Origin of the sequence: Cupriavidus sp. DF5525 (assembly GCF_040149425.2) — a bacterium.
GTDB lineage: Bacteria > Pseudomonadota > Gammaproteobacteria > Burkholderiales > Burkholderiaceae > Cupriavidus > Cupriavidus pickettii_A.
This window is the reverse complement of record NZ_CP168265.1, coordinates 2,203,613-2,228,613: the sequence shown is the minus strand read 5'-3', so window position 1 is coordinate 2,228,613 and position 25,001 is coordinate 2,203,613. Positions and strand designations below refer to the sequence as shown.

At 64.3% G+C, this 25,001-nt stretch carries 22 protein-coding genes and 2 pseudogenes; 20 read left to right on the top strand and 4 right to left on the bottom strand.

Translation table 11 applies throughout. The features are described from left to right. Positions 1-98 precede the first annotated feature (98 nt). The 6 genes from ABNX08_RS10405 (at position 99) to ABNX08_RS10380 (ending at position 6,684) form a co-directional block, all read left to right on the top strand. A complete protein-coding gene (locus ABNX08_RS10405) occupies positions 99-1,124 on the top strand; it encodes an FUSC family protein (RefSeq protein WP_349607209.1) in 1,026 nt (341 codons plus the stop codon). A 214-nt stretch (positions 1,125-1,338) separates the two neighbouring features. Beyond that, positions 1,339-1,653: a hypothetical protein gene (locus ABNX08_RS10400; protein ID WP_349607210.1), complete on the top strand. Its 315-nt coding sequence runs from the start codon at positions 1,339-1,341 to the stop codon at positions 1,651-1,653. A gap of 110 nt (positions 1,654-1,763) precedes the next feature. After that, the gene (locus ABNX08_RS10395; protein ID WP_022535150.1) at positions 1,764-2,264 is read left to right on the top strand and encodes a nuclear transport factor 2 family protein; all 501 of its coding nucleotides are present in this window, start codon (positions 1,764-1,766) and stop codon (positions 2,262-2,264) included. 544 nt (positions 2,265-2,808) lie between these two features. Further along, complete coding sequence (locus tag ABNX08_RS10390) at positions 2,809-3,477, top strand: (2Fe-2S)-binding protein (RefSeq protein ID WP_349607211.1); 669 nt, start codon at positions 2,809-2,811, stop codon at positions 3,475-3,477. Continuing rightward, the gene (locus ABNX08_RS10385; protein ID WP_022535148.1) at positions 3,477-4,460 is read left to right on the top strand and encodes a xanthine dehydrogenase family protein subunit M; all 984 of its coding nucleotides are present in this window, start codon (positions 3,477-3,479) and stop codon (positions 4,458-4,460) included. Before ABNX08_RS10390 ends, ABNX08_RS10385 begins: the two co-directional genes overlap by 1 nt. A gap of 13 nt (positions 4,461-4,473) precedes the next feature. Then, on the top strand, positions 4,474-6,684 hold the full coding sequence (locus ABNX08_RS10380; RefSeq protein ID WP_349607212.1) for a xanthine dehydrogenase family protein molybdopterin-binding subunit: 2,211 nt from the start codon (positions 4,474-4,476) through the stop codon (positions 6,682-6,684). Between the two features lie 137 nt (positions 6,685-6,821). On the opposite strand, the pseudogene ABNX08_RS10375 reads toward ABNX08_RS10380, so the two are convergent. Further along, positions 6,822-6,956: pseudogene (locus ABNX08_RS10375) on the bottom strand (helix-turn-helix domain-containing protein); the annotation flags it as partial. A 206-nt stretch (positions 6,957-7,162) separates the two neighbouring features. On the opposite strand from ABNX08_RS10375, the gene ABNX08_RS10370 reads away from it, so the two are divergent. The 5 genes from ABNX08_RS10370 (at position 7,163) to ABNX08_RS10350 (ending at position 12,146) form a co-directional block, all read left to right on the top strand. Continuing rightward, entirely contained in the window at positions 7,163-7,957 is a 795-nt protein-coding gene (locus ABNX08_RS10370) for a hypothetical protein (RefSeq protein WP_349607213.1), read from the top strand. Beyond that, on the top strand, positions 7,954-9,351 hold the full coding sequence (locus ABNX08_RS10365) for an MFS transporter (protein ID WP_022535144.1): 1,398 nt from the start codon (positions 7,954-7,956) through the stop codon (positions 9,349-9,351). The genes ABNX08_RS10370 and ABNX08_RS10365 overlap by 4 nt, the downstream gene beginning before the upstream one ends. Positions 9,352-9,477: 126 nt before the next feature. Beyond that, on the top strand, positions 9,478-10,572 hold the full coding sequence (gene amrS, locus ABNX08_RS10360; RefSeq protein ID WP_041681054.1) for an AmmeMemoRadiSam system radical SAM enzyme: 1,095 nt from the start codon (positions 9,478-9,480) through the stop codon (positions 10,570-10,572). Positions 10,573-10,587: 15 nt separating this feature from the next. Beyond that, positions 10,588-11,607, top strand: coding sequence for a TGS domain-containing protein (locus tag ABNX08_RS10355; protein WP_022535142.1), 1,020 nt, complete (start codon positions 10,588-10,590; stop codon positions 11,605-11,607). Between the two features lie 251 nt (positions 11,608-11,858). Next, entirely contained in the window at positions 11,859-12,146 is a 288-nt protein-coding gene (locus tag ABNX08_RS10350) for a GYD domain-containing protein (RefSeq protein WP_022535141.1), read from the top strand. 513 nt (positions 12,147-12,659) lie between these two features. Here ABNX08_RS10350 and ABNX08_RS10345 read toward each other — a convergent pair. Both ABNX08_RS10345 and ABNX08_RS10340 read right to left on the bottom strand, forming a co-directional pair. Continuing rightward, on the bottom strand, positions 12,660-12,968 hold the full coding sequence (locus ABNX08_RS10345) for an H-NS histone family protein (RefSeq protein ID WP_022535139.1): 309 nt from the start codon (positions 12,966-12,968) through the stop codon (positions 12,660-12,662). 215 nt (positions 12,969-13,183) lie between these two features. Continuing rightward, positions 13,184-13,651: a hypothetical protein gene (locus tag ABNX08_RS10340; RefSeq protein WP_022535138.1), complete on the bottom strand. Its 468-nt coding sequence runs from the start codon at positions 13,649-13,651 to the stop codon at positions 13,184-13,186. A 622-nt stretch (positions 13,652-14,273) separates the two neighbouring features. On the opposite strand from ABNX08_RS10340, the gene ABNX08_RS10335 reads away from it, so the two are divergent. The 6 genes and pseudogenes from ABNX08_RS10335 (at position 14,274) to ABNX08_RS10310 (ending at position 21,106) form a co-directional block, all read left to right on the top strand. Then, positions 14,274-14,525 (top strand): DUF1488 domain-containing protein, encoded by a 252-nt coding sequence (locus tag ABNX08_RS10335; protein WP_022535137.1) that lies wholly within the window; start codon positions 14,274-14,276, stop codon positions 14,523-14,525. A 127-nt stretch (positions 14,526-14,652) separates the two neighbouring features. Beyond that, a pseudogene (locus tag ABNX08_RS10330) lies at positions 14,653-14,958 on the top strand (Crp/Fnr family transcriptional regulator); the annotation flags it as partial. 326 nt (positions 14,959-15,284) lie between these two features. Continuing rightward, complete coding sequence (locus tag ABNX08_RS10325) at positions 15,285-18,086, top strand: glucosidase (RefSeq protein ID WP_349607214.1); 2,802 nt, start codon at positions 15,285-15,287, stop codon at positions 18,084-18,086. Between the two features lie 12 nt (positions 18,087-18,098). Further along, entirely contained in the window at positions 18,099-19,580 is a 1,482-nt protein-coding gene (locus ABNX08_RS10320; protein ID WP_022535134.1) for an alpha-amylase family glycosyl hydrolase, read from the top strand. Positions 19,581-19,823: 243 nt separating this feature from the next. Beyond that, positions 19,824-20,120, top strand: coding sequence for a DUF3303 domain-containing protein (locus ABNX08_RS10315; RefSeq protein ID WP_022535133.1), 297 nt, complete (start codon positions 19,824-19,826; stop codon positions 20,118-20,120). Continuing rightward, a complete protein-coding gene (locus ABNX08_RS10310) occupies positions 20,117-21,106 on the top strand; it encodes a tripartite tricarboxylate transporter substrate binding protein (protein WP_349607215.1) in 990 nt (329 codons plus the stop codon). The genes ABNX08_RS10315 and ABNX08_RS10310 overlap by 4 nt, the downstream gene beginning before the upstream one ends. Here the strand turns inward: ABNX08_RS10310 and gcvA are convergent. Further along, positions 21,078-21,983: a transcriptional regulator GcvA gene (gcvA, locus tag ABNX08_RS10305; RefSeq protein WP_349607216.1), complete on the bottom strand. Its 906-nt coding sequence runs from the start codon at positions 21,981-21,983 to the stop codon at positions 21,078-21,080. The genes ABNX08_RS10310 and gcvA overlap by 29 nt on opposite strands. A gap of 205 nt (positions 21,984-22,188) precedes the next feature. On the opposite strand from gcvA, the gene ABNX08_RS10300 reads away from it, so the two are divergent. The 3 genes from ABNX08_RS10300 (at position 22,189) to ABNX08_RS10290 (ending at position 24,956) form a co-directional block, all read left to right on the top strand. Then, positions 22,189-22,983 carry a class II aldolase/adducin family protein gene (locus ABNX08_RS10300; RefSeq protein ID WP_349607217.1) on the top strand — a complete coding sequence of 265 codons (795 nt, stop codon included), beginning with the start codon at positions 22,189-22,191 and terminating at the stop codon, positions 22,981-22,983. Between the two features lie 42 nt (positions 22,984-23,025). After that, the gene (locus ABNX08_RS10295) at positions 23,026-23,898 is read left to right on the top strand and encodes an amidohydrolase family protein (RefSeq protein ID WP_349607218.1); all 873 of its coding nucleotides are present in this window, start codon (positions 23,026-23,028) and stop codon (positions 23,896-23,898) included. An 83-nt stretch (positions 23,899-23,981) separates the two neighbouring features. Next, positions 23,982-24,956 carry a tripartite tricarboxylate transporter substrate binding protein gene (locus ABNX08_RS10290; protein ID WP_349607219.1) on the top strand — a complete coding sequence of 325 codons (975 nt, stop codon included), beginning with the start codon at positions 23,982-23,984 and terminating at the stop codon, positions 24,954-24,956. The last annotated feature ends 45 nt before the right edge of the window (positions 24,957-25,001 follow it).

The window sequence follows — 25,001 nt, the reverse complement described above, 5'->3', positions numbered from 1 at the left end:
CTCCTGGCTGCACCCGTTATCAGAACAGTCAAGCATGCGCCAGCGGCTTGCCGGCTGTCGCGCGGGAACGCACGCCATGCCCCCGACGCAACGCAACCATGCTCGATATCCTGCGCAAGACCACCGATGTGCTGTTCGACTCGAACCGGCGTTTCCGGCAGGCCAGACTGTTCCACGCCACGCGCGTCGCGCTCGCGTTGCTGGTGTCGATTGCCCTGACCACCGGCATCGAAATCCCGCATGGGGAGTGGGCCACCATCACCGTGCTGGTAGTCATCGGTGGGCTCCAGCACCACGGCAACATCCGGCGCCGCGCCGCCGAACGTGGGCTCGGTACGTTGATCGGGGCACTGGTTGGTTTCGCGCTGATCGTGCAGCAGTCATACTTTGGCGCGCCGTTGCTGACGTATGCGCTGTTGGCCTTGGTCTGCGGCTATTGCGCCTACCACGCCATCGGCAAGGGTGGCTATATCGCGCTGCTTGCAGCGATCACGGCGGTGATTACCGCGGGCCATGGCGAACAGAACATCCATGATGCGTTCTGGCGCACCGTTGACGTGTTCATCGGTACCGCGATTGCGCTGGTATTTTCGTTTGCGTTGCCGGCCTATGCCTCGTATTCATGGCGCATCCGGCTTGCCGGGCTGTTGCGGGCCAGTATGTCGGCCCACACAAGGATGCAGTACGGCTTCGCCGACGCCGCGGAGCTGCGGACGACAATGCTGGACCTGGGCGCAAAGCTGATCCCGCTGCGCGGGCTGATTCCCTCAGTGGCCAAGGAGACCGGTGTGCCGACCGCCGACCTGGAAGAAATCCAGCATGGCGCTCGCGTGTGTATCAGCGCGCTGGAACTCATGGCCACGATCGAACAGGAGGCTGGCCTTCGCGAGGGCGACGACCCGGGCATCGATGCCGCATTGCTGGCAATGGCCGACGCGCTCGAAGCCGGCCAGGCGCCATTGCCAACGCCGGCCTTGCCTCCGGCTCCGCCGGCGGGCGCGGCGAACCCGGAGCCGGGGCCGCTTCCGATCATGGCGCGGCAGCTGGCCGGCGAGCTGGACCGCATACGCACACGGCTAGACCGGCTGAGCGAACAGTATGGATTTCCGTACGTCGCCCGATAGGGCGGACCGAAGGCCCTGAGCTGTTGGCGTTGGCTTCCTCCCTTCCTCCACTGCACCGCTGGATTATCAACCATTGGTTTCGAGTCAATCCCCATTCCTCGCCCTAGTGCTATCCGCGGCGGACTTCTAGAGTGGATTCCAACGGCGACGCGCTCCAACTGACTGAACGCAAGCCGCCCCAAGCATCCATTTTCCGTACCCTCAGGAGTTGACCATGATTGCCCATTTCTCCCGCGTGATTGCCGTTGCTTCCGTGACCCTGGCCGTTGGCGCCACCCTGGCCGCCGGCAGTGCCCATGCCGGTTCGCTCGCTGCCGGCATGGATCTCAGCGGCGTGTCGTCCTCGCCGGCCCGCTCGGTCGATGCCTCTACCGACGGCGCCCGCAACGGCCCCCGCAACCCGTATGTCGACGGCGCGCGCACCGGCAACCGCAATCCGTTCGTGGATGGTGCCCGCATCGGCGGCCGCGATGTCTTCCGCGATGGCGCGCACAACGGCCGCCGCGACGTGTTCACGGAAGGCGCCTGACCCGCGCACCTATCCCCGATCCCGGCCGCCGTGAGCGGGATCTCCTATGCCGCCACGACTGCCGGCAGGCTCGGAGGCTCCGCTTTGGCAATTCCCTGAGGAGTTGAATCATGTCCAGGCGCATCGCCCGTTTTTTCCTGTTCGCCGCGCTGCTCGCCAGCGGCACGTGGCACCTGATGGCCAGCGCCGCGACACCGGAGGAAGACCGCAACCGCGCGCTGGTCGCGCGTAGTTTCGATGCCTGGCGTGACGGCACCGGCAGCCCCTATGATCTTCTCGCCGACAACGTCCGCTGGACCATCACCGGCAATTCACTGGCATCCCGGACTTATCCAGGCCGGGATGCCTTCCTGGTAGAGGTAATCCGTCCTTTCAACGCGCGCATGCAGACGCGACTGGTGCCCACGGTGCATCGGCTGTACGCAGAAGGGGACACGGTGATCGCACATTTCGACGCCAGTGGCACCGCGCGGGATGGCCAGCGCTATGCCAATTCCTACGCCTGGATCCTGCAGATGCAGGACGGTCGCATCGTCCGTGCGTACGCGTTCTTCGACAGCATTGCGTTCGATGCATTCTGGCGACGGGTGACACCGAATCCTGCAAATTGAGCATGCCGTGTTGCGCAAGCCGCAGGGTGTAACGATGACATCCGGGAGGAGCGGGGAAGGGCGCTCCTCCCCTTCCAACGCTTGAGAAAAACGCAAGCGGCGCGGGCAGAAAAATCGTTTGTCAGCGAGCGATCCAGCTACAACCATACATGGCAGGACCAGCCATGGCGCGAACGCTGTCTGGCGATTGAGCGATTCCCGATCACCCCACGGACGAAAGGCGAGCAAGACTTGAAGGCATTTTGCAGTGCTTCATTCTGGTGCCTGGTTTCTTCGAGGAGGCAATAAGACAAAGCAAGACATTTGCGCTTGTCCGACGCCTGTCAGCGGGTCCTTGAAAAAGCCAAAGTTGTGAATAAAGTTAGAGCGCGCCGCACATGTTTCACAGCCTTGCCATTACCGTTCAAGTTTGTCGCTGGCCGCGCTGCGCGCACGCGAAGATGACAAACCTGCAATGTAGGCGTGCCGATGGGCGAGGCAGTCAGCCCCTTTTTTGCGGTGCCGCCACCCCAGCGTTCCCCACGCTCCGACACGGAGAAAGAACATGGAAGACCACACCACAGCGCCCTCGGCAGGCCCTGGCATCGCGCCTGATGGCGATGCAGACACGCTCTCGCGCCGGCAATTCCTGCAATCCGCTTGCACCTCCGGCGTGGGCATCGCGGGCGCGGCCTGGGTCCCTGCGGCATCCGGCCAGTCTGCGCCGCAAGTGCCCGCGCAAGCCGGTGCCAGCGCGGGATATCCCGTCACGCTCAAGGTCAACGGCACCACGCACCGCCTGACGGTGGCGGCCAATGCGATCCTGCTCGACACGCTGCGCGACCAGCTCCATCTGACCGGGACGAAGAAGGGATGTGACCACGGCCAGTGCGGCGCGTGCACGCTGATCGTGAACGGTGTCACGGTCAATTCATGCCTGTCGGTGACGGTCATGCATGATGGCGACGAGATCACGACCATCGAAGGGCTGTCGCGCGATGGCAAGCTGCACCCCGTGCAGCAGGCGTTCTGGGATCACGACGCCTACCAGTGCGGGTACTGCACGGCAGGGCAGATGATGAGCGCGGTCGGCATCCTGCAGGACAAGCGGATAGCGGCCGACGACGCCGCGGTGCGGGAAGCGATGAGCGGCAACATCTGCCGCTGCGGCGCTTACAAGAACATCGTGGCGGCCATCCAGGACGCGCGCGGCAAGATCCGGAGGAACGTCTGATGCGGAACTTCGAATTTGCGCGCGCCGCCGATGTCGAGCAGGCGATCACGTTGCACGCGCGGGGCAGCGACACGGTCTACCTGGCCGGCGGCACGACGCTGCTGGACCTGATGAAGCTCGACATCATGCAGCCCGCCCGCGTGGTGGACATCCACAAGCTCAAGCTCGACCAGATCGAACCGCTCGGCGACGGCCGGGTGCGGATCGGTGCCATGGTCAGCAACACCGACCTGGCCCGGCACGACCATATCCGCAAGCATTACCCCTCGCTGTCCCAGGCACTGCTGTCCGGTGCGAGCACACAGCTGCGCAACAAGGCCACGACCGCCGGCAACGTGATGCAGCGGGTGCGGTGCGGCTACTTTCGTGACGGGGTCTCGCCGTGCAACAAGCGCAGCCCGGGCTCGGGCTGCGCCGCCATCGAAGGCCTCAACCGCAATGTGCACGCGGTGCTCGGCGGCAGTCCGCACTGCATCGCCGCGCACCCGTCCGACATGTGCGTGGCCATGGTGGCCATTGGCGCGACGATCCACGTGCAGGGGCCCAAAGGCAAGCGCGACATTCCGTTTGCGGATTTCCACCTGCTGCCCGGCGACACGCCGTGGAAGGAACACGCACTGGAAGCCGACGAGATGATCACCCATATCACGCTCGATGCGCCGATGCCCGGCAGCCGCTCGGCTTACGTGAAGCTGCGCGACCGCGGTTCGTACCAGTTCGCGCTGGCCTCGAGTGCCGTCGTGATCGCGCTTGACGGGAAAACCGTGCGGGATATCCGTATCGCGCTCGGTGGCGTCACGACCAAGCCGTGGCGCGCGGCCAACGCGGAAGCCGTGATGCGCGGCAAACCGGTTTCGGAGGCATTGATCCGCGAGGCAGCCGCCACGGCGATGGCTGGCGCGCAGTCATACGGACAGAACGGCTTCAAGCTCATGCTCGGCCAGCAGGCCGTCATGCGAAACCTGTCACTTGTCACGGCCTGAAGGGAGTTCTCGCGTGAACAACACTGCTATCGGCGCGTCGCCGCGCCGCATCGATGGCCGGCTCAAGGTGACCGGCACCGCCCTCTATACGGCCGATCGCTCGCTGCCCGGAATGCTGCACGCGTACGGGGTATACAGCACCGTGGCGAGCGGCCGCATCACCGGCATCGACATCGCCGAGGCGCGCCGCGTCCCCGGCATGGTCGACATCCTGCACAACGGCAACTTCCCGCGCCTCTACCGGATCCCGAAAAGCCCGATCTCGGGCGCGACGATCCTGACCGCGTCGATCACCGACGAGCACCGGCTGCCATTCGAAGACAACACGGTCCACTACGGCGGCCAGATGGTGGCGCTGGTCCTGGCCGACACGTTCGAGCACGCCCGCGAGGCCGCCTACCGCGTCAAGGTGTCGTACGCCCGCACGAAGCCTGTCACGGACCTCGAACATGGCATCAAGGCGAACGGCCTGCGCGATGGTGGGCGAGGGCACTCACGCGGCACACCGGCGCCAGCCTTCGACCAGTCGGCCGTGAAGGTCGACGCCATCTACCGCACCCCGGTCGAAACCCACAACCCGATGGAAATGCATGCCACGCTGGCGTGGTGGGAGGGCGGCGACCTGCACCTTTACGAAGCCACGCAGGGCGCCACCGTCCATCGCAATACCATCGCGCAGATCTTCGGCCTCACGCCCGAACGCGTCACTGTCGACGCGCCATTCATCGGCTCCGGATTCGGCTCCAAGCTGTTCCTGTGGCCGCACTCCGTCGCGGCCAGCGCGGCGGCGCGAATGACCGGCCGGCCAGTAAAGCTTGAGGTGCCGCGCGCCTACATGTTCACGACCACCGGCCATCGGCCCGAAACGCGCCAGCGCGTGCGCCTGTCGGCCGGGGCCGATGGCAAGATCACGTCGATCCGGCATGAATCGGTCAACACCACCTCGTTCATTGAGCAGTACGTCGAGAACTGTGGCGGGATGACGCAGAGTGTGTATTCGTGCCCGAACGTCATGGTGAGCCACCACACGACCAATGTGCACCGGGGCGCGCCGACGTCGATGCGTGCCCCGGGCGCCGCGCCGGGCCTGTTCGCGCTCGAATCCGCCATCGACGAACTGGCGCTAGCCTGCCGCATGGACCCCTTGCAGTTCCGGCTTGCCAACCTGTCCACACGCGACGAAAGCCTCAACCTGCCGTGGTCGAGCAACCATCTGCGCGAGGCCATCGAGCAGGGCAGCCGCAAGTTCGGCTGGGACCGGCGCGATCCGCGTCCGGGTTCGATGAAGGCTGGCACCGAGATCGTCGGCTACGGCGTGGCGGTGTGCAACTGGGACGCCTGGCGCACGCCAGCCGAGGCCCGCGTCCACTTGCGCAGCGATGGCACCGCATCCGTGACCAGCGCGATCCAGGATATCGGCACCGGTATGTACACGATCGTCGCGCAAACGGTCAGCGAGCTGACCGGGCTGCCATTCGAAAAGATCGACGTCAAGCTGGGCGATTCGGCCTTTCCCGCGGCGCCGGTAGCCGGCGGGTCATGGGCCACGGCCAGCGTGCTGCCCGCCGTGGCCGAAGCCACGCGCAACGCGATCGGCCAGCTGCGCACCTTCGCGACGCAGGAGGGCGCGGCCTTCGCCGGGGCCAAGCCTGAAACGCTGAAGATGCAGAATGGCCGCCTGACCGACGGCAAGCGCGCTGTCGACTACGCCTCGGTCCTCAATGCCCAGCGATTTGCCAGCGCTGAGGGCTTCGCCCGTACCGGCGGCGCGCCGGTCGACAAGCTGTCGTTCATGTCCTTCGGCGCACACTTCGTGGAAGTGCGCTGGGACCCCGGCATTTCGCGGTTGCGCGTAGCCAGGGTCGTGAGTGCGATCGATGTGGGGCGGGTCATCAACCCGGTCACTGCCCGTAACCAGGTAGAAGGCGCGATCGTGATGGGCGTCGGGATGGCCTTGTTCGAAGCCACCGAGTATGACGAACGCGACGGCATGCCGGGGAACAACAACTACGCCGAGTATGCGGTCCCGGTGCATGCGGACCAGCCGGAGATCGACGTGATCCTGCTCAACCATCCTGACCTCGAATTCAATGAATTCGGCGCGCGTGGCATAGGCGAAATTGGCATTACCGGCTTTGCCGCGGCCGTCGCAAACGCCGTGTACCACGCCACTGGCAAGCGGATACGGGATCTTCCCATCACGAAGGAGAAGCTGATGGCATGAGCCAGCTTCTCGGCGGCCAGGGTCGGGCCGAAGTCGGCATAGCTGTCGCGGATCAGGCCGCGGACGCGGGATTCCAAACCCGGCGGCAGCTGGCGGTTGCTGTCACGGCCGCGCTTGCGGGAGCTCAGGCCACTGGGCCCGTCTTCCTGCAAACGCAGCACGAGCCGCCGGACATGGCGCGCGCTGATGCCCAGGCGTTCAGCCGCCCGCCAGCGTGCCAACTGTCCATCGGACACCGCTTGAATGACCTGGAGCCGGTCCAGTTCGCGCATGCTCATGGTGATCGTTCCTTGCCCATGCATGACCGGCTCCCGTTTGCCAAGGAAAGCCGGTTAGGATAGGCCGCTAGAGTCGGTGGGTGACATTTGTATTTGGCTCAGAGGTGACATTACTAATTGGGTCCAACAGGCTAACTGCGCATAATGTATATTATGTTAAATCGCTGAAACGAATCTCCCACAAGCAAAAGAAAGCCATCATGCGCGCCTGCCGACAAGCCAGCCCTGCCGCCAGGGCCGCCGCAGTCTGGCTGCTGGTAGCGGCCATGGCCACCGCGACCTGGCTGCTGCCGCGCATCGCGCAGCCGCCGCAATACCATCGTTATGCCGACCCTTACGTCTGCTTCGGCACGCCTCACTGCCTCGACATCGGCTCCAATCTGCTGTTCCTGCTCGCGGGCGCGGCCGGCCTGCGCTATCTGGGCACCACGGCTGCCAGCCGCGCCTTCATCGCGCCAGCCGAGGCCTGGCCTTACCGGCTGCTTTTCTTCGCCGTCTTCCTCGTTGGCCTGGGCTCCGGCTACTACCACCTCGCACCAGACAACCAGCGACTGGTGTGGGACAGGGCCCCGCTGGCGCTTGCGCTGATGTCCTGGCTGGCCGCCAACCTGTGCGAGCGGGCCAGCCTGAAGGCCGGCTTGCGGCTGCTGCCGCTGCTGCTGATCGCCGGGCCGGCCAGCGTCGGCTACTGGGCATGGAGCGAAGCCCGCGGCATCGGAGACCTGCGCCCTTATCTCCTGGTTCAGGCATGGGCCATGCTGGTGGTGCCGCTGCTGCTCTGCCTCTATGCGCCGCGATACACTGGCGACCGGGATGTGCTGGCAATCACCGGCTGCTATGTGCTGGCCCTGGTCTGCGATGTGCTGGACCACCAGATCGCGGCGCTGACGGAGCTGGTCAGCGGGCACACGCTCAAGCACGTGTTCGCGGCGCTGGCCGTCTACGGCGTCCTGCTTCGGCTGAAGCGGCGTCACACCGTTGAGGATGGAACATGACCGTGCCCCAACCGCGTGGCCACGCTCTCGAGCCCCGCGTGCCCTCTGCCCTGGGCGCCGACGTACGGCCGCGCGAAGTGTGGGCATGGGCCATGTATGACTTTGCCAATTCGGGCTACACCACGGTGGTCATCACCGCGCTGTTCAATGCCTACTTCGTCGCCGTGGTGGCCGGCAATGCTCCCTGGGCCACGCTGGCCTGGACCGCGGCACTTTCCCTCTCCTATGCGCTGGTGGTGCTCAGCGCGCCGCTAGTCGGCGCCTACGCCGACCTGCGCGCAGCCAAGAAGCCACTGCTTGCCGTGACGACGACGGGTTGCGTGGTGTTCACCGCCCTGCTCTATTTTGCGCAGCCCGGCACCCTTGGCCTGGCCATCCTTTGCGTGGTCCTGTCCAATTTCTTCTTCGGCAGCGGCGAAAACCTGATCGCCGCCTTCCTGCCGTCGCTCTCCACCACCCGCGCCCTGGGCAGGGTATCGGGCTGGGGCTGGAGCCTTGGCTATATCGGTGGCCTGGCCACGCTGGGCATATGCCTGCTCTATGTCAACTGGGCCACCGCACGCGGCGACGTCGCCAGCCAGTTCGTGCCCGTCACCATGCTGATCACGGCGGCCACCTTTGCCCTGGCGAGCCTGCCGACCTTCCTGCTGCTGCGCGACCGCGGCGCAGCGCAGGTCGCCGCGGCCGCGCCGGCTGGCGAGCAGGCCATCGGCATGGCCTGGGCCAGGGTATGGCAACGCCTCGGCCACCTGCGCCAGTTCCGGGACCTGCGCCGCTTCCTGCTGTGCACCCTCTTCTACCAGGCCGGAATCCAGGCGGTGATCACGCTGACCGCCATCTACGCCAACCAGGCCATGGGCTTCACTATGCAGCAGACCCTGACCCTGGTGCTGGTGGTCAACCTGACGGCGGCGGCCGGCGCCTTCCTGTTCGGCCCTGTGCAGGACCGCATCGGCCACGTGCGCGCCATTGCCCTGACGCTGCTGGGCTGGATCCTGACCATCCTGCTGGCGCACGCCGCGCGCGAAGCGCCGCTGTTCTGGCTGGCCGCCAATGTGGCCGGCCTGTGCCTGGGCGCCGCCCAGTCCGCCGGACGGGCCATGGTGGGGCTGCTGGCTCCGCCCTCGCGCGCGGCCGAGTTCTTCGGGCTCTGGGGCCTGGCGGTCAAGCTGGCCTCGATCGCCGGGCCGCTGACCTATGGCATGGCAAGCTGGCTGACGGGCGGCGATCACCGGCAGGCGCTGTTGGTCACCGGCAGCTACTTCGTCGTCGGGCTGGGCCTGCTGTGCGGGGTCAACTCCGTGCGGGGCCGGCGGGCTGCCTTGCGCGCAGAGCGAAAGGTGGGGCTGGAGACCGGCTGCGGCTCGCCACTGCCGGACCCGCTTGCAGACTAGAATGAAACTGCCCTTTTGCGGTTGGATCGCTTTTTCCGCTTCCAGACGCCAAGACTCTGGCGTTGGCCCAATGCCCAGGCTGCTGCGCGTTACCTGTCCGAAAACGCGCTTCAGGAGGGATATGCCATGACGGCAATCGAAAAGCCCTCTCCGGGAACTTATCCCGGTCGCTACTGGCATTTCCTGGACGACGGACGCATGCAGTGCGACCTGTGTCCGCGCCACTGCCGCCTGCATGACGAGCAGCGCGGCGCCTGCTTCGTGCGCCAGCGGCTTGGCGACCGGATGCTGCTGACCGCCTATGGCCGCTCATCGGGCTTCTGCATCGACCCGATCGAGAAGAAACCGCTCAACCACTTCTACCCGGGCAGCGCCGTCCTGTCGTTCGGCACGGCAGGCTGCAACCTGGCCTGCAAGTTCTGCCAGAACTGGGACATCAGCAAATCACGTGAGATGGAGACCCTGGCCGCGGCGGCCATGCCCGAAGCCATTGCCGAATCGGCGGCGGCCCATGACTGCAAGAGCGTGGCTTTTACCTACAACGACCCGGTGATTTTCGCCGAGTACGCCATGGACGTAGCCGATGCCTGCCACGAACTGGGCATCCTGGCGGTGGCGGTGACCGCCGGGTATATGGGCACGCAGGCACGACGCGATTTCTATAGCAGGATGGACGCGGCCAACGTCGATCTGAAAGGCTTTACCGACGCATTCTATGTTGCATTCACCGGCGCGCATTTGCAGCCGGTGCTGGATACGCTCCTGTATCTGAAGCACGAAACGAAAGTCTGGCTCGAGATCACAACGCTGCTGATTCCGGGCAAGAACGACAGCGATGAGGAGATCCGCGCAGAGGCCCAGTGGATCGCGAGGGAACTGGGCACCGACATCCCGCTGCACTTTACGGGATTTCATCCCGACTACAAGATGCGCGACGTGCCGCCGACGCCGTTCTCTACACTTGCGCGTGCCCGCAAGCTCGCGATCAAGGAGGGACTGCATTACGTGTACACCGGCAACGTCCACGACATTGCAGGCGCAACCACCTACTGCCCCGCCTGCCACGCACCGCTAATCGTGCGCGACTGGCATGCCATCGAAAGCTATCGCCTCACGCCCACCGGAACCTGCCCCGACTGTTTTGCGCCGGTTGCAGGTTGCTTCGGGCCTTTCGAGCGTCAGTTCGGGCGGCGGCGGATTCCTGTACACATCGGAATGTAGGCCGAAGACGGCCCCATGCCAGCAAACCTCACTCCCGAGTACAAGCAGGCCGAACAAGCCTATCGGCTGGCACGCCAGCCGCGCGAGCAGCTCGAATGCCTGAAGGAGATGCTTCGTGTCATCCCGAAACACAAGGGAACGGAGCGTCTGCAAGCCGATATCAAGTCGCGGATCAGGGAACTCACCCAGGAATCCGCGGGCCACGGGAAGGCGGCTCACAGAGGGCCCTCACATGCGGTGCATCCCGAAGGCGCGGCCCAGCTCTGTTTGATCGGCCCGCCCGGCGCGGGAAAATCCAGCCTGCACGCGAGGCTGACAGGATCGAGCAGCGAGGTCGGGCCCTACCCTCACCCGACCCAGTTGCCGATTCCCGCCATGTTGCCGTTCGAGGACATTGCTTTTCAGCTGGTGGATCTGCCACCTGTATCAGCCGAATTCATGCAACCCGGGCTTACCGACATACTGCGGGTGACAGACGGCGTGCTGCTCGTGGTCGATCTGAGCGCGCCAGACTGTACAGAGCAATTGGCGCAGATTCTGCGTCGGCTCGCCGAGGCAAAGATCATCCTGTCGGAGCGCTGGCCGGGTGAGGCCGACAGCCCCGGGGCGACGCCGGAACTGGCAGCGGCTGACCCGTTCAGTGTTCACCTCCCTACGCTGCTGCTGGCCAACAAGACCGATCTCGCCAACCCGGAAGACGCGGCCGTGCTCGAAGACCTGCTCGGTGTACGCTTTCCGGCGCTCGTAACCTCGGCAACCCGCGGACGAGGGCTGGCCGAGATCGGGCCGTTCCTATTCAAGGCGCTGGGCATCGTGCGTGTCTACACCAAGGCACCCGGGAAACCCGTCGACCAGAATCGGCCCTTTACGATGCGTCGCGGCGACACCGTGCTGGATGTCGCCCTGCGGGTGCATCCGGATCTCGCGCGTACGTTCAAGTTCGCCCGCATTTGGGGGAGTGGCAAGTTCAGCGGCCAGCAGGTGGGCGCCGATCACCCGGTAGCCGATGCAGACGTGGTGGAACTGCATGCGTAGGCGCATCGCTGACCGACCCAGCCCGCGGGGTGCGGGGACACATCGCAGGAGGCGAGCGACTATGACCTAGACTAAAAGATCGTCTTTCGCGTGCTCGGTGCTTGAGGCAATGCAACGTCGCTTGCGGCCGATGGAAGCAGGCGAATGGCGATGGCAGACGCGCCGCAACGCTTCTGCTAAACGCGCGGCCGGTTGCTCCCATATGACTGCCGTGCCGGATTGCGGAGCAATTTCTTGCACGGAGGTATGCCATGACTACATACGTCATCCTCAGCCGTCTCGCTCCTGACGCGTTCACGGATCCCAAGGACCTGAAGAAACTCGCCGCCACGGTGGCCGAGAAAATCAAGACGGAATGCCCTGCCGTCACCTGGAAGGACAGCTATCTGACACTTGGGCGCTTTGACGTCGTGGACATTGTTGAGTCAGACGATCTGAAGCAACTCGAGCGGGCAGCGTTGATCATCCGAGCCTATGGACACGCCGCGACCGAGACGCTGCAAGCGACGCCTTGGGACGAGTTCATCGCGGCCCTGTAACGGAGAGCGATGGATCAGGCTCTAGGCAATGAAATTCACCGGCTTGATGCTGCATCTCACCGCCGCATGTACAGCACGGGCGTGCAGCTGCCCGCGCGGCGGCACAGCCGGATTCTGGTTGACCTAATCGTCGGCTGCCCTATAATTCAAGTGCTGACTGAGACACGCTTTAGCAAAGCGAAGGTAGGTCAGTGAAACGATCATGGTTCCCTGGATGAAGCGTGATCGTGCAGGCCGAATATGCCTGCAGGCCCGAACCGGATCATAAGTTGCTGACCCGGTTCGGACTCGTCCGTGGCTGGAAGCGCTGAGCACCTGTAGAAGGTGCTTTTTTATTGGCGGCATACACGGCGACGTTGACCGCTCGCGTCGCGGGCGCCGCCATTGAGCCGTTTCGGTCGACGTGCCGACGCCGCGCACGCTCACGGCGGCGCAAGAAAAGTACCCTTTAGTTTGCGTCCCCTTTGCGACGGTCGATCGGTTCGCAGCGTGTCATGGCGTGCTTGCTAAGGGTCATTCCTGCGGAATGAGGAAACGCTCGGGTCGTTTGCCAAGCCACGAAGGCGCCCGGCCTCGGCCCGACCAGGTCTTCCCGGTCTTGGGATCCATATACTTCGGTGGCAGCGGATCCTTGTTCGTGGAAGCGGCACCTGCAGGATGGCCCCGACGGCGCCGCGGCGCCACGTCTTCCGGCGAGAGACCATACTGGGCCATCAGGCCGCGAATCTGGTCGATCACGCTTGCTACCTCGGTTGCGCGCGCCGCTTCGATCTGTGCTTCCAGAGCTTGCTTTTGAGCAATGAGTTCTTTATAGGTTGCCATATCTTCGCCTCCAATCTTTAGGTCACGATAGACCTATACGCATTCCAAAGTAGGTCGGCAAGGTATTCGCTTTTCTAGCGCTCGGACGGTGGCGGAGATTCAAATCGGATTACTGTTTTGTTGACGTATGGCTTGGTCTCGCATTGGCCTGGGGGCGCAACCTGTGCGCCCCGCTTCCGTCAATCGACCGGTTGGCGTACCGGCCGAGGCCAAGATCAGGACGAAACTTCAGGCGTCGCTACAGTTCCCTTCAGAACCACTTTCTTCGCCGGAGCCCGTTTCGTCGTTGCCGATTTCACCGCCGTCTTCTTCAGGGCAGTTTTCGCGGCGGCCTTAGTGGAAGCGGCTTTCTTCGGGGCCGCCTTCGTGGCGGCGGCTTTGTTGCCCGTTGCCTTCCTTGCGCCGGCAGCCTTGGCCTTCTTCGCCGCAATCTTGTCCTTTGCGGCTTGCTTCTCAAAACGTAGCGCGGCCTTTGCGGCTTCCACTGCCTGGGCGACCTCACGCTTTGCCGCTTCGATCGCCTTCTTCGTGTCGGCGCGCAGTTTTAGCAAGCTCTTCTTCGCTGCCTGGGCTTCACGTGCGAGCACGCTGGCCTTCTTCGTCGGCACAGCCATCTGCTTTGCGGCAGGCTTTTTCTTGGTGACTGCGCTTTTCTGAGAAGTTGCTTTGGTTGCTGCGACCATGTTGATTATCCTTTAGTTGTGGAGTGCGGAGTATAACCGCTGGAGCCAGGTGTCAGCGATTTGAAGACGACTATATGGCAGTGCATACGTCGACTTATCGCAATAGCTACATGGGAGTGCTTAGCCTGCTGGTCTACGGGACTCGCTGGAGTGGTACAACCAGGCCACCTGTCCGACCCGCCGAGGACAATCCCACCGCAACTGAAAATTGCCTCATTTCCAAGGATCATCAGCAATCGTTATCGGTCGACGCAAATGGGTCCGTTCCCATCGTCTCAACTCTTTGGGGCATCGACATCTGCAATAAGGATGGGCATGCGCCTGGTTTCTGTCGGTACGGTGCCGTACCCGGCTGTGGCGGACAAGGCGGTCTCCGTCAACTGCGGGCATCTCGACTACGACCAGGCAACAGCATCACGACAAGGCGCATTCAGCCGCATCTCACCAGGCGCAACTTCCGCACAACGCGCTAAATGGCTGTCCGGCGCACGGTGTGGTCGAAACCCGCTTTGATTCAAGAAAAGGCGCATACTGGGGTTGGCACCACCGTGCGAGTACCTGTAGTCAAGAGCCGTAGTCAAGGAGCGCCCGACGTGCCAACACTGGATCGTAGGAGTCCACCATGGCACTGAATTTCCCCAATCCCAGCCGCAGCTACGATGCGGCGCGGCACTGTGTATGTTTCTGGGGCTACGACAACGCCCGCGAAGTCGCATTCCAGGTCTCTGACAATATCCTTCTTTCGCTTAGCCAGGAGAGGGCTTCCGAAGAGGCTTCCCTTCTGGCCACATTCGACCTCCATCGCGACCAGATATTGCTGCTGGCACAAGATATATACACGCCGGGCGCGCGCAATACATACACCATTTCGTAGTGGCGGCGGCTGGCAGGCAGAACGGCGTGCCAGGTGCCCCAACCTTTGCACCTCAAGGCGCCGACAGGTCAGGCAGCAAGCGATCGAATTCTCGCTTCACGACCGCGTAGCACTCGCGTACTAGCAGGAGTTCGTATGGGGCGGATCTCTGCAGCGCCTGTTGCTCCGCTACACGCAGGCGCTCATTACGCAGATGGTGCAAACCGCGGTATGCAATCGCCATCACTCCATCGACCAGCAACTGTGCCGATGGCTGCTGCTGAGCATCGACCGGCTGCCCTCCAGCGAGTTGACGATGACGCAGGAACTCATTGCCAACATGCTCGGGGTGCGGCGCTCCGGCGTGACCGAGGCCGCCTTGAAGCTCCAGGCCGCGGGCCTGATCCGCTACAGCCATGGGCATATTGCTGTACTCGACCGGATTGGCTTGGAAAATTAATATTTGGGACGCCGGCCTGATGCTTAGCGCCAGCATCACAAACGTGCCGATAGCGAGCCACTGGCCTCAGTTGGAAACTGCCGCAACCGAATCAGGTCCGCGGACGCCCCATATAGGCGTGTCCGGCGCATCACATCCGAACAGAAATTGGAAGGTCGTGACTTGACCCCTCTCGGCATTTCCCGTAGCCCGCCCCTTGTGCGGGCTATTTTTTTGCCGGACGGCACCCGATACCGCGATCCCGGCGCCTAAGCTTTTTTCACGCCCGCCCCCATTCCGATCCAGGCGCCCGGCATCGCCGGCCAGAAGGAGATCGCGCCATGAGCAATGAAGCAGAGAAGAACCGCCTCGACGAAGCGCAGGCGGGCCGCGCGGCCTGGAAAAAATGGGGGCCCTACCTCAGCGAGCGGCAATGGGGGACGGTGCGCGAGGACTACAGCGACAACGGCGACGCCTGGAACTACTTCACCCATGACCAGGCCCGCTCGCGCGCCTACCGCTGGGGCGAGGACGGCCTCGGCGGTATCAGCGACGACCACCAGGTATTGTGCTTCGCGCTGGCCCTGTGGAATGGGCGCGATCCGATCCTGAAGGAGCGCGCCTTCGGACTGGCCAACGGCGAGGGCAATCATGGCGAGGACGTGAAAGAGTACTACTTCTATCTCGATTCCACGCCGACGCACTCGTACATGAAGTATCTGTACAAGTATCCGCAGGCCGCCTATCCCTACAGTGACCTCGTCCAGACCAACCGCAGCCGCGGCAAGCATGAGGCCGAGTACGAGTTGCTGGACACCGGCGTGTTTGACGACAACCGGTATTTTGATGTCTTTGTCGAATACGCGAAGGCGGCGCCTGAGGACGTGCTGGTGCGAATCAGCGTCTTCAACCGCGGTCCGGACGCGGCGCCGATGCACCTGTTGCCGACCCTGTGGTTCCGCAACACGTGGTCGCAGCCGTGGGGCGGTTCGAAGCCGATCCTCGAGCGCGTCGATGCCTCCGGGCAGGCGGCGGTCCGCGCGCGTCACAGCGACCCGTTGTTTCAGGAATCGCTGGGCGAGTATTACCTCTACTGCGACGCCGACGTGCCGCTGCTCTTCACCGAGAATGAGACCAACAACACCCGGCTGTTCGGCACGGGCAACGCGTCGCCCTACGTGAAGGACGGCATCCACAACTTCATCGTGCACGGCGATGCCGCGGCGGTGAATCCCGCGCAGCAGGGAACCAAGGCAGCGCCCCACTATCAGCTCAACATCGGCGGTGGTGAGTCACAAGTCGTGCGGTTGCGGTTGACGACCCAGGCGCCGGGGGCGGCGTCCGCGCCCTTCCATGGCTTCGACGCGGCATTCGCCGCCAGGCTGGAGGAGGCCGATGCCTTCTACGCGTCGATCACACCGCTCGCGATTCGCGACGACCCGGACCGTGTGAGCGTCATGCGCCAGGCGCTGGCCGGCATGCTCTGGACCAAGCAGTACTTCTACTATGACCTCGACATCTGGCTCGACGAGCACGGCGCGGGTGCCCACTTGCCGCAACCGGAACGCAGGCGGGTGCGCAACAGCGAATGGGCGCACATGTTCAACGACGACATCATCTCGATGCCGGACAAATGGGAGTATCCCTGGTACGCCGCGTGGGACCTGGCATTCCACATGATTCCGCTGGGCATGGTCGATCCCGACTTCGCCAAGCAACAGCTCGACCTGATGCTGCGCAACGACTACCTGCATCCGAACGGCCAGCTCCCTGCTTACGAGTGGAACTTCGGCGATGTCAACCCGCCCGTGCACGCCTGGGCGACGATGCAGCTCTACTTGTTCGACAAGGAGCGCCGCGGTGGCAGCGGCGATGTCGAGTTCCTCAAGTACGCCTTCTCCAAACTGCTGGTCAATTTCACCTGGTGGGTCAATCGCAAGGACCGCGCCGGTGCCAATGTCTTCGAGGGCGGCTTTCTCGGGCTCGACAATATCGGGGTGTTCGACCGTTCATCGCCACTGCCCACTGGCGGGTACCTGGATCAGGCCGACGGGACGGCGTGGATGGTGTTCTTCAGCGAGCAAATGCTGCGCATCGCGGTCGAGCTCGCGTTGCAGGAGCCGCTCTACGAGGAGTTCGTCGAGAAATTCTTCCAGCACACGGTGTTCATTGCCGGCGCGCTGGACCGCGTCGGTGAGCGGAACGACGAAATGTGGGATGAGGAGGATGGCTTTTTCTACGATGTATTGCGTTTCCCGGACGGCAGCGCCACGCGACTCAAGGTGCGCTCCATCGTCGGGCTGCTGCCACTGGCCGCCGTGGCCGTGTTCGAAGAGGACATCCTCGTGAAGCTGCCGAAGTTCCGTGAGCGTGCGGGGCAGTTCCTGAGGCGCCACCCCGAGCTTGCCGCCAACATGCATTTGCCTCCAAAGCCCGGCGTAGCCAATCGCCGCATGCTGGCGATCGTTGGCGAGCAGAAGCTGCGCCGCATCCTGGCGCGCATGCTGGACGAGGACGAGTTCTTCGGCCCGCATGGCATTCGCGCGCTGTCGCGCTTCCACCTCGAACACCCCTATGTCTTTCACCACGCGGGCCAGGAGCATCGCGTGGCCTATGTGCCGGGCGATTCCGATACCGGCATGTTCGGCGGCAATTCCAACTGGCGCGGGCCGGTCTGGATGCCGATCAACTTCCTGCTGTACACCGCGCTGATACGCCTGTACGCCTATTTCGGCGAGGACCTCAAGGTTGAGTGTCCAACCGGCTCGGGGCAGATGATGACGTTGCTCGAAGTGGCCAAGGAATTAGGCGAACGCTTGATCCGGATCTTCCTGCGCGACGGCGATGGTCGCCGACCGGTGTATGGCGCGGCGGGCAAGTTCCGCGACGACCCACACTGGCGCGACCTGGTGCTGTTTTATGAATATTTCCACGGCGACACCGGTGCCGGGATCGGCGCGAGCCACCAGACCGGCTGGACAGGCTGCGTCGCGCGTATTATCCAGGCGAATTCCGTGCTGTCCAAGGACATACTGCTCAGGCCGGGTGCGGAGGTAGCGGCCTTACGCGCGCTGAGCGCCTCGCACACGGGCCCGGAGTCTGCGACCCCCGGCAATCCTGTCAATCCCGAGAAGGCCAGCTAGGGATTGACGGCTGTGCTGACACCTCGCTATCCGGCGCTGTACCAACTCAACACGCGGGTCCGGTTGACCGAGCTGTCGCTATCGCTCGGCCATGTGGCCACGCTGGATGACATCGCCGATACCGAACTGGACCATCTGGTGGAGATGGGCTTCGACTGGCTCTGGTTGCTGAGCGTTTGGCAGACGGGACCTGCCGCGCAGCGCATCTCGCGCAGCAACGCCGCGTGGCGGCACGAGTTCGAGCAAACACTGCCCGACCTGCGCGAGGAGGATATCGCTGGCTCCGGCTTCGCGATTACCAGTTACACCGTGCACCGGGACCTCGGTGGCGATGAAGCGCTGGCGCGCCTGCGCACGCGCGCGCGCCAGCGCGGGCTGCGCCTGATGCTCGATTTCGTGCCGAACCACATGGCCCCGGATCACGCGTGGGCCGACGAGCATCCGGACTTTTTCGTCCATGGCAGCGAGGAGGATCTGGCGCGTTCGCCCCGCAACTATTGCCGCGTGGCGACGAAGAACGGACCGCTGCTGCTTGCCTACGGCAGGGACCCCTACTTCGACGGCTGGCCCGACACGCTGCAGCTCAACTACGGCAATCCGCAATTGCAGCAAGCGATGATTGCCGAACTGGAGCGCATCGCCGGCCAGTGCGACGGCGTGCGCTGCGACATGGCCATGCTGGTATTGCCCGAGGTGTTCGAGCGCACCTGGGGCATCCGGCCCGACCTGTTCTGGCTGAAGGCGACGGCGTCGGTGCGACGCCAGCATCCCGGCTTCCTGTTCATGGCCGAGGTTTACTGGGATATGGAATGGACGCTGCAGCAGCAGGGCTTCGACTACACCTATGACAAGCGCTTGTACGACCGCTTGCGCGAACAGCGCGCCCGCCCCGTGCGCGAGCACCTGGGCGCGGACCTGGACTATCAGGACAAGCTGGCGCGCTTTCTGGAGAATCATGACGAGCCGCGCGCGGCATCGACCTTTGCACCCGAAATCCATGCGGCTGCCGCGGTGCTGACCTTCCTCTCGCCGGGCTTGCGCTTCTTCCACCAGGGGCAGTTCGCAGGCCGGCGCACACGTATCTCGCCGCATCTGGTCCGCGCCCCGGACGAAGCGGTGGACGGAGCGCTCGCGCAGTTCTATGCCCGACTGCTTGCCGTGATGCGCCAACCGCTGCTTCGCGATGGCAACTGGTCCTTGCTGGAATGCGTCCCCGCCTGGGGCGACAACAAGACGTCGGACAACTTCATTGCGTTCCGTTGGGTAGGGGCTCCTCACGAGTGGATGTTCGTGGCCGTGAACTACTCGCCGCAGCAGAGCCAATGCTTCATGCGAACTCCCTTCACGGAACTGGGGGAGCGGACCGTACGACTTCAGGACCGGCTCAGCCCGGCTGTCTATGATCGACCGGGCGATGACCTGCGCGCCCGCGGTCTTTTCCTGGACATGCCACCCTGGGGCTTTCATGTTTTTGACGTGCAAGGGATGGATTGACAGGGACTGTTGGCCGCTCATGCTGGCCCAGGTTTCGAATTATTTTTTCTAATGAGATTGTGAGATATCGTCGCTGTAAAAAAAGCCCGCGCGCGCCCTACCATGCTGAAAACTAAAGGGCGAACGCCGCAGCGGTTCCATGCGCTGGTCTGGCCAGGCGGCTATGAGAATTCCCAATAGATCGCCTGTACCGCGGGTGTCTCGCCTCCATACTTTCGTAATCATAGGCAGGAGACACCCCCCATGCTATTTCTCGTCATCAGTACTCCCCGTCCGGAGCGCCCCTCCACGCTGGTCGACTCGCGCAGCCACTACTGGGACTGGATGCGTCCCTTGCTCGATGCCGGACTGGCCCGCTCGGTGCATGCGCGGGTCGGGCGCGGCGCCGTCGCGCTGTTCGACGTCGACTCGAACGCGACGCTGCACCGCTTGATGAACGAATGGGCGGACATTATTCCGGCCCATTTCGACGTCTATCCCTTGCTGGACGAGGATACAGCGAAGGCTTTCCTGGCGACCCGGAATGGAGGGCAGCCATGATGCCGCTACGCCGGCGCCGCCTGCCCGGGCTGGGCCGGGCGGTGCTGGCCCTGGCCGTCGCGGCTTGTGCCCTCGGCGTGAGCGCGGAGTCTTTTCCCGACAAGCCAGTGCGCATGATCGTGGCCTTTCCTGCCGGGGGCGGCACGGATATCGTGGCGCGCGTGATCGCGGAGCGGCTGACCAGTCTTTGGGGCCAGCAGGTCATCGTCGACAACCGCGGCGGCGCCGGCGGCGTGATCGGTACCGAGATCGCGGCCCGGGCTGCGCCTGATGGCTACACGATCTTCCTGGCGACGCTCGGCAATCTATCGATCAATCCGCACTTGTATCCGATGAACGTGGATCCGCTCAAGGATCTCGCGCCGGTCTCGAATGTGGTGCAGGTGAATTTCGTACTGGTGGCAAATCCCGGCTTGCCCGCGAAGAACGTGAAGGGGCTGATCGCGCTGGCCAGGAACAAGCCTGACCAGATCACCTTTTCCTCCTCAGGCGTGGGGGGCGCGCCGCATCTGGCCGGCGAACTCTTCAACGACATGGCCGGCGTGAAGCTGGCGCACATTCCTTACAAGGGCAGCGGCCCCAGCTTTAACGACCTGCTCGGCAACCAGGTGTCGCTCACCTTCGACAGCCTGGTCCAGGCTCTGCCGTACGTAAAGGCTGGCAAGCTGCGTGCGCTGGCGGTGCTGGCCGGCAGTCGCTCCCCCTTGCTGCCCGACGTCCCCACGCTGTCCGAGGCCGGCGTGCCAGGATACGACTTCGCCAACTGGTTCGGCCTGGTTGCACCGGCCGGCACGCCACCCGAGCGCATCCGGAAACTGAGCGCCGATGTGCACCAGGTGCTCGACCAACCGGCCGTGCGCAAGCAATTGGCTGGCATGGGCGCGGTTCCAGCCGCCACCACGCCGGAGCAGTTCGGTGAACTGATCCGGGCCGAAAGCCGCAAATGGGGCAAGATCATCAAGGAGCAAAACATACGGGCGCCATAGCCCGCGCCAGCAGCCAGTTTCGGAAGCAGGCGATCTTGCCGTCGTCGGCACGCGCCGCGGGGCAGACCAGGTGGTAGCCGCGCGATCGCCGCAACACCAGTGGATGTGGCGCCACCAGCCTGCCCTGCGCCAGGTCCTTCTCCAGGTAGCGGAGTTGGCCCAGCGCCACCCCCAGGCCTTCGGTGGCGCATTGATAGATGACGCTGAGATCTTCGTAGTACATGTCGCCCACCGCCGGACCCCGTTCCGCGCCGGCCGCGCGAATCCAGTCGGGCCAGTGTTGCGGCCGCCGGTTGGAGTGCAGCAGCGGCAGTTCCAGCAGCGCCTCGGTGGTGCACGGACTGGGTAGCCGGGCGGCGAGTTCGGGCGCCATGATGGGCGTGAGTTCGTCGCTGAACAGCAGATCGTTGCGCAGCCCTTCCCAGGGCCCGTCGCCGTAGACGATGCCCACATCGGCATTGTCGCGCTTGAAGTCCACGCCTTCGACGCTGGAGGTCAGCTTCACGTTGATGTCAGGATGGTCGGACTGAAAGGCAGGCAGCAGCGGAATGAGCCAGCGCACGAACAGCGTGGTGTGGCCGCGCACGGTCAGCACCTGCTTTGAGCCCGTGGAGACCAGCTCCTGGGTGGCCCGCACGATCTCCGCAAACGCGCCGCCGAGCGCCGCGGCATAAAGCTCGCCGCCGCGGGTCAGGCGCAGGCGCCGCGAGCCCCGCTCGAACAGATCAAAACCGAGCCAGCTTTCCAGTGCCTTGATCTGGTGGCTGACCGCGCCCTGCGTGATGTGCAGTTCCTGCGCGGCGCTGGTAAAGCTGAGGTGCCGCGCCGCGCTTTCGAACACGCGCAGCGGATTGAGGGGAGGAAGTTGCGGGTTCATGGCAGGTTTGTGCAGGGATGTCCGGCGATGGCCGGAAAAGGCAGAGCCATTAGCTTTATCGATGCGATGGTGAAATTTTCTCGATGGCCTTCAAAGCGGAGACTCCATATTATCGTTACAAACGTGGGGCTGACGCACGTTCCGGGGGAAGCGCAGCCAAGGTTGCAATTATTAGTTTTTATTATGCCAGCATAGGGGCGTACGGATGAATATGCGATATGGGACCAATTTTCCCTCGTTGCAGGATGAGGTGGACGAAGGGGAATGGCAGGCGCGGAAAGCACTGGCGGCGTGCTATCGGCTGATGGACCGCTACGGCATGACCGACATGATCTACAACCACATCACGGCACGGATTCCCGGCCGGGAAGGCAGGCTGCTGATCAATCTGTACGGGCTGCTGTACAAGGAGATCACGGCGTCCAACCTGGTCGAGATCAACTTCGACGGCACCGTGTGCCGCAAGCCGGACACCGACTACAGCATCAACAAGTCCGGTTACGTGATCCACGGCTGCATCCACCGCGCGCGTCCCGACGTGCATTGCGTCATCCATACGCATACGCGCGCCGGGATGGCGGTGTCGGCCATGCGCTGCGGCCTGCTGCCCGTTACGCAGACCGCCTCGCGGTTCCACGGCCATCTCGGCTATCACGAGTTCGAAGGGCCCGCGGTGGACCTGGCCGAGCAGGCGCGGCTGGTGGCCGATCTGGGTCCGCACAATGCCATGATCCTGCGCAACCATGGCCTGCTCGTGTGCGGAAGCTCTGTGCCGCAGGCATTCAACCTAATGTATCAGCTGGAGATGGCGTGCCGGGCCCAGGTAGACGCGATGGCGGCCGGCCTGGACCAGGTGCTGGTGCCCGCCGACGAGATCCTGGACGGCGCGGCACACCTGTACCAGCCCGGCACGCGCCGGCCTTATGGCGAACTCGAGTGGCACGCCATGCTGCGCTTGCTGGACGCCGAGCCGGGTGGCTATCCCTCCTATGCCAGCTGACGCTTTGGCCGCCCTCCCCTTGCCAATTCCGGAGACTCTCGCATGACTGATGTCGTCGCCAGACCCACCGCGGGCATATGCGATTGCCACGTACACGTGTTCGGCCCCGCGTCAGCCTACCGCTTAGATGCCGCGCGCACGTATACGCCCGCGGATGCGCCGCTCGACGCCCTGCTCGCGCTGCACCGCAGCCTGGGCATCGACCGTACCGTCATCGTCCAGCCCAGTCCGTACGGTGCGGACAATACTTGCCTGCTGGATGCGCTGGCGCAGCTCAGCGGCGCGGGCCGCGGCGTGGCGGTCATCGACGAGACCACGTCCGGAGATGCCCTGACCGCCATGCACCGCGCGGGTGTGCGCGGTGTGCGCGTTAACCTGGAGACTGCCGGCGAGCATGATGCCGAGGTGGCGCGGCGCAGGTTGCTGAGCGCCGCGAAGCGCGTGGCGCCGCTGGGGTGGCATGTGCAGACCTACACCAACCTCGCCACCTTGTCGGCGCTATCCGACGTATTGTCCGACTTGCCCGCGACGCTGGTCGTCGATCATTTCGGCCGCGCGCAAGCAGAGCTGGGGCCGTCGCAAGCCGGCTTCGACACCTTGCTCGCGGCCCTCGCGTCCGGGCGCGTATACGTGAAGCTGTCGGCCGCCTACCGCATCTCTCGGGCGCCCGACTACGCTGACGTGGCCGCGCTCGCGCGTGCCCTGATCGACGCCAATCCCGATCGCGTGCTGTGGGGCACCGACTGGCCGCACCCCGGGTCGGCCGCGGGCCGACCACTGTCCGTCGCTGGCATCACGCCGTTTCGAGACGAGGACAACGCACGGGCGCTGCTGCGCTGCCTCGAATGGGCCGGGACCACGGAGCGCGCCCACAAGCTCCTGGTGGACAACCCGGCGCGGCTATATGGATTCTGAAGTTTGACCGCGGAGGCATCAGACCTCCCGGATATGCGTGAAGTACCGCTATCGCGCAACACGATAAACAGGAGACAAAGATCATGAACAACATCCCCCGCGTGCTGGCGGCCCTGGCCATCGGCGTCGCCTTTGCGGCCAGTCCGGCCCAGGCGAGCGAGACCTATCCGGCCAAACCGATACGCATCGTGGTGCCCCTGGCACCGGGCGGTACCGTCGACCTGGTTTCCCGGCTGATTGCCAAGGGCCTGTCCGAAGACCTGGGGCAGCCGGTCATTGTAGAAAACAAGCCCAGCGCCAGCGGCCTGATCGGCACGCGCGAGGTCGCGCACGCCCAGCCCGACGGCTACACCCTGCTGGCGGTCGCCAATACCTTCGCATCGGCCCCGGCCTTCGTGCCGGATGCCCGCTACGATCCGATCAAGGACTTCGCGCCGGTGACGCAGATCTGCCAGATCCCCATGGTGCTGGTCGCGCATCCTTCCGTGCCCCAGCGCACCGTCAAGGAACTGATCGACCGGGCCAGGGCCCACCCCGGCCAGGTCTCGTTCGCATCGTCCGGCATCGGCTCCACCGGCTACATCGCGGCAGAGCTTTTCAGTCGGCAGGCGGGCATCAAGATGCTGAGTGTTTCGTACAAGGGCAATGGCCAGGCGCTGATGGACGTGGTGGGCGGTCAGGTGATGACGATGTTCGACCAGGTCAGCACGTCGGGGCGGTACGTGCAGGCGAAAAAGCTGCGCGCGCTGGCGGTCACGACGCCCACGCGCTCGGCCCTGCTCCCCGATGTCCCGACGGTGGCAGAGGCCGGGCTGCCGGGGTATGAGGATGCCACCTTCAACGCGATCCTGGCGCCCGCCGGCACGCCTGCCCCGATCGTGTCCCGCTTGCACGCAGCCATCGCCAAGGTGCTGGCGCGACCCGCGGTACGCGATCAGCTGGCGGCGCAGGGCATCGAGGTCAAGCCGAGCGAGTCGCCGCAGGCCTTCGGCGACTACCTGCGCGGAGCGGTCAACAAGTATCGCGCAAGCGCTCAGGCCGAGCCCACCGAAGGCTGATCGCTGCGCTCCCCCAATGGGGAGCCCACTCCCGGGGCTCGGTTC

What these genes read in the sequence shown, in the direction of transcription:
- amrS (WP_041681054.1), top strand. Translation starts at nt 9,478, where the DNA reads ATGACGGCAATCGAAAAGCCCTCTCCGGGAACTTATCCCGGTCGCTAC.
- ABNX08_RS10315 (WP_022535133.1), top strand. Translation starts at nt 19,824, where the DNA reads ATGCTATTTCTCGTCATCAGTACTCCCCGTCCGGAGCGCCCCTCCACG.
- ABNX08_RS10390 (WP_349607211.1), top strand. Translation starts at nt 2,809, where the DNA reads ATGGAAGACCACACCACAGCGCCCTCGGCAGGCCCTGGCATCGCGCCT.
- ABNX08_RS10310 (WP_349607215.1), top strand. Translation starts at nt 20,117, where the DNA reads ATGATGCCGCTACGCCGGCGCCGCCTGCCCGGGCTGGGCCGGGCGGTG.
- ABNX08_RS10290 (WP_349607219.1), top strand. Translation starts at nt 23,982, where the DNA reads ATGAACAACATCCCCCGCGTGCTGGCGGCCCTGGCCATCGGCGTCGCC.
- gcvA (WP_349607216.1), bottom strand. Translation starts at nt 21,983, where the DNA reads ATGAACCCGCAACTTCCTCCCCTCAATCCGCTGCGCGTGTTCGAAAGC.
- ABNX08_RS10350 (WP_022535141.1), top strand. Translation starts at nt 11,859, where the DNA reads ATGACTACATACGTCATCCTCAGCCGTCTCGCTCCTGACGCGTTCACG.
- ABNX08_RS10400 (WP_349607210.1), top strand. Translation starts at nt 1,339, where the DNA reads ATGATTGCCCATTTCTCCCGCGTGATTGCCGTTGCTTCCGTGACCCTG.
- ABNX08_RS10365 (WP_022535144.1), top strand. Translation starts at nt 7,954, where the DNA reads ATGACCGTGCCCCAACCGCGTGGCCACGCTCTCGAGCCCCGCGTGCCC.
- ABNX08_RS10370 (WP_349607213.1), top strand. Translation starts at nt 7,163, where the DNA reads ATGCGCGCCTGCCGACAAGCCAGCCCTGCCGCCAGGGCCGCCGCAGTC.
- ABNX08_RS10355 (WP_022535142.1), top strand. Translation starts at nt 10,588, where the DNA reads ATGCCAGCAAACCTCACTCCCGAGTACAAGCAGGCCGAACAAGCCTAT.
- ABNX08_RS10295 (WP_349607218.1), top strand. Translation starts at nt 23,026, where the DNA reads ATGACTGATGTCGTCGCCAGACCCACCGCGGGCATATGCGATTGCCAC.
- ABNX08_RS10340 (WP_022535138.1), bottom strand. Translation starts at nt 13,651, where the DNA reads ATGGTCGCAGCAACCAAAGCAACTTCTCAGAAAAGCGCAGTCACCAAG.
- ABNX08_RS10300 (WP_349607217.1), top strand. Translation starts at nt 22,189, where the DNA reads ATGAATATGCGATATGGGACCAATTTTCCCTCGTTGCAGGATGAGGTG.
- ABNX08_RS10345 (WP_022535139.1), bottom strand. Translation starts at nt 12,968, where the DNA reads ATGGCAACCTATAAAGAACTCATTGCTCAAAAGCAAGCTCTGGAAGCA.
- ABNX08_RS10325 (WP_349607214.1), top strand. Translation starts at nt 15,285, where the DNA reads ATGAGCAATGAAGCAGAGAAGAACCGCCTCGACGAAGCGCAGGCGGGC.
- ABNX08_RS10405 (WP_349607209.1), top strand. Translation starts at nt 99, where the DNA reads ATGCTCGATATCCTGCGCAAGACCACCGATGTGCTGTTCGACTCGAAC.
- ABNX08_RS10385 (WP_022535148.1), top strand. Translation starts at nt 3,477, where the DNA reads ATGCGGAACTTCGAATTTGCGCGCGCCGCCGATGTCGAGCAGGCGATC.
- ABNX08_RS10335 (WP_022535137.1), top strand. Translation starts at nt 14,274, where the DNA reads ATGGCACTGAATTTCCCCAATCCCAGCCGCAGCTACGATGCGGCGCGG.
- ABNX08_RS10395 (WP_022535150.1), top strand. Translation starts at nt 1,764, where the DNA reads ATGTCCAGGCGCATCGCCCGTTTTTTCCTGTTCGCCGCGCTGCTCGCC.